At 67.1% G+C, this 11,254-nt stretch carries 10 protein-coding genes and 1 riboswitch; of the genes, 6 read left to right on the top strand and 4 right to left on the bottom strand.

Annotation, left to right across the window (positions count from 1 at the left end; translation table 11 throughout):
• Window positions 1-72: 72 nt before the first annotated feature.
• Entirely contained in the window at window positions 73-1,266 is a 1,194-nt protein-coding gene (locus IP86_RS16145; protein ID WP_054163558.1) for an acyl-CoA dehydrogenase family protein, read from the bottom strand.
• Between the two features lie 207 nt (window positions 1,267-1,473).
• Between IP86_RS16145 and IP86_RS16140 the strand changes: the two genes are divergently transcribed.
• Both IP86_RS16140 and IP86_RS16135 read left to right on the top strand, forming a co-directional pair.
• The gene (locus IP86_RS16140; protein WP_054163557.1) at window positions 1,474-2,019 is read left to right on the top strand and encodes a carboxymuconolactone decarboxylase family protein; all 546 of its coding nucleotides are present in this window, start codon (window positions 1,474-1,476) and stop codon (window positions 2,017-2,019) included.
• A gap of 165 nt (window positions 2,020-2,184) precedes the next feature.
• Window positions 2,185-2,679 carry a VOC family protein gene (locus tag IP86_RS16135; RefSeq protein WP_054163556.1) on the top strand — a complete coding sequence of 165 codons (495 nt, stop codon included), beginning with the start codon at window positions 2,185-2,187 and terminating at the stop codon, window positions 2,677-2,679.
• Between the two features lie 210 nt (window positions 2,680-2,889).
• Here IP86_RS16135 and IP86_RS16130 read toward each other — a convergent pair whose 3' ends face one another.
• Both IP86_RS16130 and IP86_RS16125 read right to left on the bottom strand, forming a co-directional pair.
• On the bottom strand, window positions 2,890-4,137 hold the full coding sequence (locus IP86_RS16130) for an MFS transporter (protein ID WP_054163550.1): 1,248 nt from the start codon (window positions 4,135-4,137) through the stop codon (window positions 2,890-2,892).
• Window positions 4,138-4,254: 117 nt separating this feature from the next.
• Window positions 4,255-4,932 carry a DUF938 domain-containing protein gene (locus tag IP86_RS16125; RefSeq protein ID WP_054163549.1) on the bottom strand — a complete coding sequence of 226 codons (678 nt, stop codon included), beginning with the start codon at window positions 4,930-4,932 and terminating at the stop codon, window positions 4,255-4,257.
• Between the two features lie 133 nt (window positions 4,933-5,065).
• Window positions 5,066-5,266: riboswitch (cobalamin riboswitch) on the top strand.
• 108 nt (window positions 5,267-5,374) lie between these two features.
• On the opposite strand from IP86_RS16125, the gene IP86_RS16120 reads away from it, so the two are divergent.
• From IP86_RS16120 to IP86_RS16105, 4 genes are all read left to right on the top strand, one after another.
• Window positions 5,375-7,471, top strand: coding sequence for a TonB-dependent receptor (locus IP86_RS16120; protein WP_054163548.1), 2,097 nt, complete (start codon window positions 5,375-5,377; stop codon window positions 7,469-7,471).
• A gap of 126 nt (window positions 7,472-7,597) precedes the next feature.
• A complete protein-coding gene (locus IP86_RS16115; protein WP_054163547.1) occupies window positions 7,598-7,915 on the top strand; it encodes a hypothetical protein in 318 nt (105 codons plus the stop codon).
• 158 nt (window positions 7,916-8,073) lie between these two features.
• Window positions 8,074-8,265 carry a hypothetical protein gene (locus IP86_RS16110; RefSeq protein ID WP_054163546.1) on the top strand — a complete coding sequence of 64 codons (192 nt, stop codon included), beginning with the start codon at window positions 8,074-8,076 and terminating at the stop codon, window positions 8,263-8,265.
• Between the two features lie 295 nt (window positions 8,266-8,560).
• Window positions 8,561-9,781 carry an ABC transporter substrate-binding protein gene (locus tag IP86_RS16105; protein ID WP_054163545.1) on the top strand — a complete coding sequence of 407 codons (1,221 nt, stop codon included), beginning with the start codon at window positions 8,561-8,563 and terminating at the stop codon, window positions 9,779-9,781.
• A 93-nt stretch (window positions 9,782-9,874) separates the two neighbouring features.
• Here IP86_RS16105 and IP86_RS16100 read toward each other — a convergent pair whose 3' ends face one another.
• Window positions 9,875-11,101, bottom strand: coding sequence for an MFS transporter (locus IP86_RS16100; protein WP_082364048.1), 1,227 nt, complete (start codon window positions 11,099-11,101; stop codon window positions 9,875-9,877).
• Between the last annotated feature and the right edge of the window lie 153 nt (window positions 11,102-11,254).

Raw genomic sequence — 11,254 nt, 5'->3', positions numbered from 1 at the left:
ATCCCCTGGCGGTGGTTATGGATTCCGGGCTCGCGCTGCGCGCGCCCCGGAATGACTCGTGGAGAGGCGTACTTACGCCCCCGGCAGATCCAGGATGCGCTTGGCGACGATGCCGAGCATGACTTCGCTGGTGCCGCCTTCGATCGAGTTGGCCTTGGTGCGCAGCCAGGCGCGAGCGCGGGCGCCATCGTGGCTGCGCTCGCTTTCCCATTCCAGCGCGTCGATGCCGCCGGCCGACATCAGGATCTCGTGGCGGCGCTTGTTCAGCTCCGTTCCGTAGTACTTCATCGCCGAGGAGAACGCCGGATGCAGTTGCCCGGCCTTGGCGAGATCGACCGCGCGCTCGGCCGCGCAGGCCAGCGCCGCCTCGTCGATGTCGAACGTCGCGATCTGGCCGCGCAGCACCGGATCGTCGAGCTTGCCCTGCTCATCGATGCCCAGCGAGCCCGCCGCGACCTGGCCGAGCGGCCGGCCGCCGTCGCGCCCGCCCATCCCGGAGATCATCGCGCGCTCGTGCTGCAGCAGATACTTGGCCACATCCCAGCCGCGATTGATGGTGCCGACGACATGCGACTGCGGCACGCGAACGTTGTCGAAGAAGGTCTCGCAGAACGGCGACTTGCCGGAGATCAGCAGGATCGGCTTGGTGGTGACACCGGGCGAGGTCATGTCGAACAGGATGAAGCTGATGCCGTCGTGCTTCTTGGCCGACGCATCGGTGCGCACCAGGCAGAAGATCCAGTCCGCGTAGTTGGCGTAGGAGGTCCAGATCTTCGAGCCGTTGATGATGAAGTCGTCGCCGTCCGGCACCGCGCGGGTCTGCAACGAGGCCAGATCAGAACCGGCGTTCGGCTCGGAATAGCCCTGGCACCAGCGGATTTCGCCGCGCGCGATCTTGGGCAGGTGCTCGGCCTTCTGCGCCTCGTTGCCGTATTTCAAGAGCGCCGGCCCGAGCATCCAGATGCCGAAGGAGGACAGCGGCGGCCGCGCGCCGATCGCCGCCATCTCTTCGCGCAGAATCTTGTGGCGCGCGCCGTCGAGGCCGCCGCCACCATATTGGGTGGGCCAATCCGGCACGGTCCAGCCCTTGTCGCGCATCCGCTCGAACCACACCTTCTGGGCGTCCGAGGCGAACTTGGCGTTGCGGCCGCCCCAGAAATTGTCCTCGTCGCCCTGCATCGGCTTGCGCATTTCGGCCGGGCAATTGGCCTCGAGCCAGGCGCGGGTCTCAGCGCGGAAGTGTTCGAGATCGGAGGTGTCGGTCATCGGGGCTCCCATCCACCGGGGCGGGCTTGACGCCCGCATTGCATTTGATTGGCCGGGACCTTAGCGGTCGCCGGGCGAAATTCAATATCCGTGTTGCGCAGCGCCATGCGCCGCGCGCTCTGGCGTTTGCTGCATAAACGCGGCACGTTTCGCGTGCCGAAATTCAGCACGGCGGACATCCGCGCCGCGTCCAGTAAGAGAGACCCCATGCGCCTGAAATTGCCCACGCCGGCCGAGATGAGCGACGATCAGCGCGCCATCTACGAGGAGTCGATCGCCAGCAAGCGCGGCACCCCGCCGCCACCGATGATGGCCTGGCTGGCGAACCCGGAGATGGCGCGGCACGCCACCCGGCTCGGCGCGTTCCTGCGCTACGACACGTCGCTGACCCCGGCGGAATCCGAACTCGCCATCCTGGTGACGGCGCGGCACTGGACCGCGCAGTTCGAATGGTACGCGCACAAGAAGATGGCGCTGGACGGCGGGCTCGATCCGGCCATCATCGACGCGATCCGCGACCGCCGCACGCCGACTTTCGCCGACCCGAAACAGCAGCTGATCTACGACGTCGCCCGCGCGCTGCACGAAGCTAAGGGCCTGCCGAAACCGCTGTACGACGCGGCGATGCAGACGCTCGGCGAGCGCGGCCTCGTCGAGGTGATCGGCCTGTGCGGCTACTACACGATGGTGTCGATGACGCTGAACACCTACGAATTCCCGCTGCCGGACGGCGAGAAACCTGAGCTCACCTAACCGTGTCCCGGACGCGGTGCAGCACGCAGTGCTGCTCCGCAGATCCGGGACCCCGGTTATCTTGAGCCCCAGCACACCGGGGCCCCGGATCAGCAGCGCACCACGCCGCCAAGGCGGCGCGTTGCGCAGCATCCGGGGCACGCAGAATTTATGGAGACGAAACAGATGAGTGAGACCACTCCCATCCCGGCCGGCACGCGGATCGGCCATGTCCATCTCAAGGTCGCCGATCTCGAGCGCGCGCTCGGGTTCTATTGCGGCGTGCTCGGTTTCGAGCTGATGCAGCGGATAGGCGATCAGGCCGCGTTCATTTCGGCCGGTGGTTATCACCATCACATCGGGCTGAACACCTGGGAGAGCAAAGGCGGCAGCCCGCCGCCGCCGGGCACCACGGGCCTGTTCCACACCGCAATCCTGTATCCGACCCGCGCGTCACTCGCCGACGCGCTGCACCGCGTGCTCACTGCCGGCATCGCTCTCGACGGCGCCAGTGACCACGGTGTCAGCGAAGCGCTGTATCTGCGCGACCCCGACCAGAACGGCGTCGAACTGTATCGCGACCGCCCCGAAGCGGAGTGGCCGCGAACGCCGGACGGCAAACTGGCGATGTTCACGCGGCGGCTGGACCTCGAGGACTTACTTCGCTCACGCGAAGCTTAGCACGCCGTCTCCCCGGGTCATTCCGGGGCGCGAGCGCAGCTCGCGAGCCCGGAATCCATAATCACCGCGGCCAGCGGTCGGATACGCCGCCTCTCCCCGCAGTGCGTCACCGCGAGTCCAGGGGCTATGGATTCCGGGTTCGCGCGCGAAGAGCGCGCGCCCCGGAATGACGGGGAGATTCAACCCATCCTACAACTTGTACCAAATCTCTCACGCGCCGCGGTCGGCGAGTTCGACGGCTTGCTCGGCGATTTGCTTGCGCGATTTCGACCAGCCGCTGATCGCCAGCACGATCAGGCCCACCAGCACCGGCGGGAACACCATCAGGTTGACGGTGGCCCAGCCGTAATTGGCGAGCAATTGCCCCGACGAGAACGAGCCCAGCGCCATCATGCCGAACACCAGGAAGTCGTTCAACGCCTGCACCTTGTTCTTCTCGCTGGGCTGATGCGTCTCCAGCACCAGCGCGGAGGCGCCGACGAAGGCGAAATTCCAGCCGACGCCGATGACGAACAGCGTCGCCCAGAAATGCGGGGCGGTGATGCCCATGATGCCGATCGAGGCGCCCGCCGCCTCCAGCGCCAGCCCGAGCGCGACCACACGGGGTGCGCCGAACTTCGCGATCAGCGAGCCGGTGACGAAGCTCGGCGCGTACATCGCCACGATGTGCCATTGCAGGCCGAAATTGGAATCGCTGACCGGCAGGCCGCACATCTGCATCGCCAGCGGCGCCGAGGTCATCACCAGATTCATCATCGGATAGGCGATGACGCCGCACAGCGCCGCGGCGATGAAGCGCGGTTGCCGCACGATCGTCAGCAGCGGCCGGCCGCCGGCAAGATCGGCCGGCTGCGGCTTCGGCGCATCGACGCTCCACAGCACCGCCATGGCGATCAGCGCGACGAAGGCCTGCACCACGTAGCTGAAGGCGAACAGATAAGGCGGCCAGATATCCATGGTCCACTGCACCAGCTGCGGACCGAGCACGCCGGCGAACACGCCGCCGGCCATCACCCACGACACCGCCTTGGGCCGATACGCGGCGCTGGCGCCGTCGGCGGCGGCAAACCGATAGGACTGCGCCACCGCGCCGTAGAGGCCCCCGAGGAAGGTCGCGAGGCAGAACAGCGCAAATGCGCCGTTGAGGATCGCCAGCGCACCGAGCGCGCCCGCGGCCGCGCCGCAGCCGGCACCGATCATGAACGAGGTGCGGCGGCCGTAGCGGCGGGCGATTGCGCCAGTCGGCAGCGTGCCGGCGGCGAGGCCGAGCACGTACATCGAGATCGGCACGGTGGCGAGCGCGACGCTGGGCGCCAGCTGCGCGCCGATGATCGCGCCGGTGGCGAAGATCACCGCCGCATTGGCGCCGGTCAGCGCCTGCGCGGCCGCCAGCCGCCAGACGTTGGAGCGCGCCCGCGCGTCGCCAGAGATGTCGCCCACCGCGGTCGCGTCAACCATCAGGAGTTTCGCCCTTCGTCCGGCCGGTACATCGCCGGGCCGTGGAATCGGCCGGCATCATAGGTGGCGACGCCCTGCGATCAACAGTCGCAGGCGCGGTGAACCTATGCGCCGACCTCAGCTTTCGCCGCTGCGGGCGAAGCACAGGATGAGATTGTTGGCCGGCATCTCGACGATCTCGCCGAGCCGCAAGCCGTGCTGCGCCGCGAGCTGCTCGCCGACATCGCGCACGCCCCACTCCGGATTGGCGGCGCGCAGGCTGGCATCGAACGCCGCATTGCTCGGCGCGGTGTGCGCACCGTCCTGCTTGAACGGGCCGTACAGGATCAGCTTTCCGTCCGGCCGCAGCAGCCGGGCCGCGCCGGCGAACAAGCCCTGCGCCACCGGCCACGGCGCGATGTGAATCACATTGGCGCTGAACATCGCGGCGAGCGAGGCGGGGCCGCCGCCGTCCATCATCTCGGCGGGCCACGCAGGGTCGCTCAGATCGATCCGCCGCGGCTCCCGGATATTGGCGAGGCCCGAGTCCGCGCGCCAGGCGGCGATGCTGGTCAGATGCTGCGGATGGATGTCGCTCGGCCACCAGACGATCTCGGGATGTTGACGCGCGAAGGCGACGACGTGCTGGCCGGTGCCGCTGCCGGCCTCGAGCACATCGCCGGTCACGCCGTGCAGCAGCCGCGCCAGCACGGCGCGGATCGCCTGCTCGTTGCGATGAAACGCGGCCGCATCGAGCCGGCCGCCCGGTTCGGCCGGCCGACCGGTCTTGCCGAACTCGACCACATACTCCGCCATCGTGCGCGTGCCCTGTTGAGCTGGATCAAGCCGCATTGTTACTCGCAAGCAACAGCCTGGGACAATCCCGCAGGCACGCGCGCGAACCGGGCCAGCTGTCGCCAACGGCGAATTGACTTCGCACCCTCCGATACTTCTAGTTGAACATGACGGTTCCCCTCACGGGGATGAAAAGGGAATGCGGTGCGGAGCGGTTACGCTCTCAGGCCGCAGCTGTTCCCGCAACTGTAAGCGGTTCGACTTCTGTCGGAATGCCACTGGGACCTCGGCCCTGGGAAGGCGACGGAAGATATCACCCGCGAGCCAGGAGACCTGCCGTCATTCGTGGTCACACGCGAGAGTGCCGGTCGGGATTTGCAGGCATTGGTTTCACCACGCGCGCAAGCATGGTGATCCCTCGTTCGCTGTGACGTGCCACTGAACGTCCGGCCGAGGTTTGTCCATGCCGTTTTTCCACTCCGCTGCACCGCGCGGGCGCGCGCTGCTGTGTTCCACCATCCTGGCGTCCAGCCTTGTCGCCGCCCTCGCGCCGGCGGCCGCGCAGGACATGCTGCCCGCCATCAACGTCACCGCGACGCGCACCTCGGATGCCATCGTCGGCACGTCGAGCACCGTGATCACCGCCGACGACATCGCGCATTCGCCGGCCCAGACCGTGCAGGACATCATCGCGCAGACGCCGGGCGTGCAGACCACGTCGCTGTATGGCGGCGTCAACGGCACCGGCTCGTCGGTCGACCTGCGCGGCTTCGGCGCCACGGCGACCTCGAACACGCTGTTCCTGATCAACGGCCGCCGCCTCAACGACCTCGATTTGCAGGGGGTCGACCTGTCGAGCATTCCGCTGCAGTCGATCGAGCGCATCGAGATCACCCGCGGCGGCAGCGGCGCGGTGCTGTACGGCGACAACGCGGTCGGCGGCGTCATCAACATCGTCACCAAGACCGGCGCCGGCGGCCCACCCGCAACGTTCCGCGCCGAAGGCGGCGTCGGCTCGTTCAACCAGCGGCTCGCCGCGGTGTCGGCGGCATTCAATTCCGGGCCGTGGTCGACATCCGCCTTTGCCAATGGCGTGCGGTCCGACGGCTACCGCGCCAACAACGCGCTGGAGCAGAACAACGCGGTCGGCGAGTTGCGCTACAGCACGCCGGATCTCAGCGCCTTCATCAACATCTCGGGCGACAACCAGCGCCTCGGCCTGCCCGGTTCGCGGATCGTCGATCCGTCGCTCGGCGTCAACCAGCTCGTCACCAACCGCAGCGGCACCAACACCCCGTTCAATTTCGCCGACAAGCAGGGCGCCAACCTCACGGCCGGTTTCACTAAATCGCTGTGGGACGGCGCCGAGCTGATCGTCGATGGCGGCATCCGCGACAAGCGGCAGCAGGCCGGCTATTTCGGCGACGTGCCGCTGTCGAGCTTCAATGCGAGCTGGTTCGACGCGCATCTGCAGACCTGGTCGATCACGCCGCGGCTCAGCATCAAGAACGCGTTCTTCGGCCTGCCGTCGAGCATCCTCACCGGCCTCGATTATTACGACGCGACCTACGACTCCGACCGCGGCCAGTATCGCGGCACGCCGCCGGTGCACGTCTACAATCTGTCGCAGAAGACGCTGGCCGGCTATTGGCAGCAGACCATCGCGGTCCTGCCGACCACCGACTTCTCCTATGGCGGCCGGGTGCAGAGCGTGAAGGTCGACGCTGCCGACCGGATGAATGCGCTGGCGCCGGGCTATTTCGGCGAGGCGCAGGCACAGCCGCTGAACAGCACCGAGACCCAGCACGCGCTGCATGTCGGCCTCGAGCATCGCTTCAACGACGTGTTCAGCGTATTCGCCCGCGCCGCGCGCGCGTTCCGCACCCCGAATGTCGACGAGCGCGTCGCTTCGGGTCCGTCCTACGATGCGTTCTTCAACGCGATCCCCGGCACCTTCGCGCTGAAGACCCAGACCTCGGTCGACGTCGAAGGCGGCTTCCGCATCAAGTCCGGTCCGTTCGAGATGCAGGCGAGCGCCTACAACATGGATCTGACCAACGAGATCCGCTACGACCCGGTGAATTTCTACAACACCAACCTCGACCCGACCCGCCGCACCGGCGCCGAGACCAGCTCGTCGGTCCGCATCAGCGACAATCTGCTGCTGCGCAGCGGCGCCGCCTACACCAACGCGACGTTCCGCGAGGGCGCGTTCGCCGGCAAAGACGTGCCGCTGGTGTCGCGCTATACGGCGAATGCCGGCGTGACCTGGAACGTCTGGCAGAAATACGTGGTGTTCGACGCCACCGCGCGGGTGTGGAGCAGCCGCTTCATGGACAGCGACAATGCCAACAGCCAGGTCAAAATCCCGGCCAACGGCACCGTCGACGTCAAGCTGAGCGGCGAGGTCGACCACTTCTTCTGGTCGCTGAGCGTGATCAACCTGTTCAACGCGCAATACTATGATTACGCGGTGGCCAGCACCTTCACGCCCGGCCGCTACGGCGCCTATCCGCTGCCCGGCCGCACCTATCTGGCGAAAGCCGGCGTCACGTTCTGACGGCAGCTCACGTTCCTTCACATCGACTATCGTGCATGACAGGCCCCGGCAGCAAAAGCTGTCCCGGGGCCTTTTTTCTTGCTACACCGCGCGCTTCCCAATTCCCGAGACAATCGACGTGGACGAATGACGAACGACGAAAATTCCCGCCCTGCTGCGCGCTCCGCAGCCTCACAGGAGACCGACGGCGGCAAAGCCGAACGCGACGCCGCCGCGAAGGCGACCCTCGACAACATGGCACGGCTGCGCGCGCTGCGTCTGGCCCGCGAAGCCGCCGAGCCGCAACGCGCCGCCCCGGCCAAGGCCAAGCGCGCCAAGGCCGGCACAGGCAAGACCACCGGCAGCCGCAGTGCCGCCGGGACGGCCGGCAAGAAGGCCGAAGCCACCGCGCGCGCGCTGTCGGACTGGCTGGCCGAGCAGCAGAAGGGCGGCCACCGCACCTGACGTCAAAGGCGCGGCCCGCTGATGCGGGCCGCGCGAGGCTGCCTTGTGCAAAGCGCGGCCAAGCAGGCCCGATCCTGCGCTACATTAAAGCTTCCGGCGCCCCACCTCGCCGCGACACGACGGACCCGGATGGCGCCTCGGCGCGATCCGGCCCCGCGATGACGGGATCCAAGACGATGATCGGCTGGGACAAGATCAAGCCCAAAAAGCCCCGCAAGAGCAAGGCAGCGGCGAAGGACGCCGCGGCCGACAAGCCGGCGCCGCCGCGGCTGCCGGACGACGATCTCTACGAGAGCGGTGACATCTGCGCGCCCGAGCGCGACCGCGACGACGAACAGCGCGACCTCTGATCCCGTCGGTGCCGACGGGTGCGACGTTGTGCGGCAGCTTGCCGGCACACTGCGCAGATGGGCGTGAAAACAAGGCCGATACTTCGCCTCGACGCGCGCTTATTCCGTCCGCATGAATTCTCCGCTGCGGCGCGCGTATTCGCGCTGCGCTGCGGCGTGCAATTTGTCTTCAAATGATTTGAACTGACACCGGCCGCGTCACAGCCGTCGGCCCGATCGGCACGCGCCATCAAGAGCGCGACGGTCGAACAGCCCGCACCGCAGAGTGCGGCTTCAACCAAAGAGAGGAAGTGCCATGACCACCCGCCTCACCCTGCTCGCGGCCGGTTTGTTCGCCGTCGCGGCGGCCCAGCCCGCCTTCGCCCAGAAGCAATACGGCCCCGGCGTCACCGACAGCGAAATCAAGATCGGCCAGACCATGCCCTATAGCGGTCCGGCCTCGGCCTACGGCGTGCAGGGCCACGTCGAAGACGCGTACTACGCCATGATCAACGCCAAGGGCGGCGTCAATGGCCGCAAGATCAAGCTGATCAGCCTCGACGACGCCTACTCGCCGCCCAAGACGGTGGAGCAGACGCGGCGCCTGGTCGAGCAGGACGAGGTGCTGGCGATCGTCGGCACCATCGGCACGCCGACCAACACGGCGATCCAGAAATATCTCAACGGCAAGAAGGTGCCGCAGCTGTTCATCTCGACCGGCGCGGCGAAATGGGACGATCCGAAGAACTTCCCGTGGACCACGCAGCTGTATCCGCCCTACCAGATGGAGGGCATGATCTTCGCGAAGTATCTGCTGAAGAACAAGCCCGACGCCAAGCTCGGCGTGTTCTCGCAGAACGACGACGCCGGCAAGGACTACGTCAAGGGCCTCAAAGACGGGCTCGGCGACAAGGCCAAGACGATGATCGTCAAGGAAGTGACCTACGAGGTCACCGACCCGACCGTCGACTCCCAGATCGTCGCGCTGAAGGCCTCCGGCGCCGATACGCTGTTCACCATGGCAACGCCGAAATTCGGCGCCCAGGCGGTCCGCAAGGTGCACGAGCTGAACTGGAAGCCGCTGAACTTCCTCGTCAGCGTGTCGAGTTCGATCAAGGGCGTGCTCGAGCCCGCCGGCCAGGAAGCCTCGACCGGCCTGCTCACCGCGCTGGCGTTCAAGACGCCGACCGATCCGCGCTTCGAGAACGACGCCGACGTCAAGGAGTTCAAGGAATTCCTCGCCAAATGGTACCCGAAAGGCGACATCGCCGACGGCTCCACCGTCACCGGCTACATCTCGGCCTATATGACCGTGAAGGTGCTGGAAGCCTGCGGCGACAATCTCACCCGCGACAATTTGCTGAAGCAGGCCACCAACATCAAGCCGACCACCGCGCCGATGCTGCTGCCCGGCATCAAGGTCTCGACCCGGCCGGACCGCTACGCTCCCTACACCCAGATGCAGATCGCCCGCTTCGACGGCAAGAGCTGGGTGCCGGAAGGCGAAGTGTTCAACACCGACGGGCCGAGCCAGTAAGGCTGCGGCACGAAACGCCGGTCGGCGCTTAGTTCAACCACCACCTCACCACGTCATGGCCGGGCTCGTCCCGGCCATGACGGAGGCCTGTTATCAAGCAGGCGTGCGCAGGCCGACGGCGGCGGGCGCGACATGGTTCAGCAGCCGCGCCCGCTCGGTGTTCGGCCACAGCAGCAGCAGGCCGAGCAGGCCGGAGGCGATCAGCACCGCGCCGTTGATCATGTAGCCGGTGAGGTAGCCGTCGTTTGGTGATGCGGCGTTCTGCACGACGCTGCCCATCACCAGCGGCGCGACGACGCCGGCCAGCGTGTACAGCGCGCCGTAGATCGCGATCGCGGCGCCGCGCTGCGACACCGGCGTGAACTCGGCGATCATCGGCGGGCACACCACATAGATCGATCCACACAACCCCGCCCCGACCACCAGCGCGGCGATCAGCGCCGCCGGGCTGTGGAGCAGCGGCATCGACAGCAGGATCAGGCCGCCGAGCACCAGCGGCGCCGCGCCGAGCACGCCACGCGCCCGGCGGGTCGAGACGCCGCGCGCCATCAGCATCTGCGACAACCAGCCGGTGAGCAGCACCACCGCGGCGCCGAACAGCCACGGCGTCACCGAGATCAGCCCGGCATCGTGCTGGCTGAAGCCGAGCCCGGTGATGATATAGGTGGTGAACCAGGTCAGCCCGAGCGACAGCGCCCAATAGGCGCCGAAGGTCGCGGCGACACAGCCGACGAAGGTGCGCGACGTCAGCAGCCGCGCATAGGGAATCCGCGGCTCGGCCGCCGCCGCGGACGGCGTCGGCACCAGCGGACCCTCCTTGCCGAGCGCCAGCCACGCCGCCGCCCACATCAGCCCGACCAGCCCGAGTGCGCCGAACGCGTAGTGCCAGGAGTGATTGACGATGATCCAGTTCAGCGCCGGCACCGCCAGGATCACGCCGAACGCCGAGCCCTGCGACAGGATCGCGGTCGGCAGCGTGCGCTTGTGGTCGGGAAACCATTTGTAGATCGCATGCGCCGCGACCGAGAATGCCGGCCCCTCGCCTGCCCCGAGAATGATGCGGCAGATCAGCAGCGTCGTGAAGCTGACCTCGCCGACCATCGGAAATTGCGCGACGGCCCAGATCAGCGCCAGCACCAGCAGCACCCATCGCGCCTCGATCCGGTTGACCACGAAGCCGACCACGATGGCGGCGATCGAGAACAGAAAGAAGAACGAGGATCCCAGCAGGCCGAACTGCTCCGGCGTCAACTTCAGATCACGCGAGATCGGCACGCCGGCGAGGCCGACCACGATCTTGTCGGCGAAGTTGACGACCATGAACAGAAACAGGAGGAACGTGATCCTCCAGGCGCCTTTCGGCGTGGCTGGACTGTCCAAGCGCGACCTCCCGAACGTTATCGTGCACCGCCTCGCGGGCGGGCTTTGATGCGATGCTGCCGCCGTTCCGTCCCCGATGCAATCGCGTATTGC

Origin of the sequence: Rhodopseudomonas sp. AAP120 (assembly GCF_001295845.1) — a bacterium.
Lineage (GTDB): Bacteria > Pseudomonadota > Alphaproteobacteria > Rhizobiales > Xanthobacteraceae > Rhodopseudomonas.
The sequence above is the reverse complement of the archived record's forward strand: the minus strand, read 5'-3'. Positions and strand labels throughout refer to the sequence as shown.

What these genes read in the sequence shown, in the direction of transcription:
- IP86_RS16145 (WP_054163558.1), bottom strand. Translation starts at nt 1,266, where the DNA reads ATGACCGACACCTCCGATCTCGAACACTTCCGCGCTGAGACCCGCGCC.
- IP86_RS16140 (WP_054163557.1), top strand. Translation starts at nt 1,474, where the DNA reads ATGCGCCTGAAATTGCCCACGCCGGCCGAGATGAGCGACGATCAGCGC.
- IP86_RS16135 (WP_054163556.1), top strand. Translation starts at nt 2,185, where the DNA reads ATGAGTGAGACCACTCCCATCCCGGCCGGCACGCGGATCGGCCATGTC.
- IP86_RS16130 (WP_054163550.1), bottom strand. Translation starts at nt 4,137, where the DNA reads ATGGTTGACGCGACCGCGGTGGGCGACATCTCTGGCGACGCGCGGGCG.
- IP86_RS16125 (WP_054163549.1), bottom strand. Translation starts at nt 4,932, where the DNA reads ATGGCGGAGTATGTGGTCGAGTTCGGCAAGACCGGTCGGCCGGCCGAA.
- IP86_RS16120 (WP_054163548.1), top strand. Translation starts at nt 5,375, where the DNA reads ATGCCGTTTTTCCACTCCGCTGCACCGCGCGGGCGCGCGCTGCTGTGT.
- IP86_RS16115 (WP_054163547.1), top strand. Translation starts at nt 7,598, where the DNA reads ATGACGAACGACGAAAATTCCCGCCCTGCTGCGCGCTCCGCAGCCTCA.
- IP86_RS16110 (WP_054163546.1), top strand. Translation starts at nt 8,074, where the DNA reads ATGACGGGATCCAAGACGATGATCGGCTGGGACAAGATCAAGCCCAAA.
- IP86_RS16105 (WP_054163545.1), top strand. Translation starts at nt 8,561, where the DNA reads ATGACCACCCGCCTCACCCTGCTCGCGGCCGGTTTGTTCGCCGTCGCG.
- IP86_RS16100 (WP_082364048.1), bottom strand. Translation starts at nt 11,101, where the DNA reads ATGGTCGTCAACTTCGCCGACAAGATCGTGGTCGGCCTCGCCGGCGTG.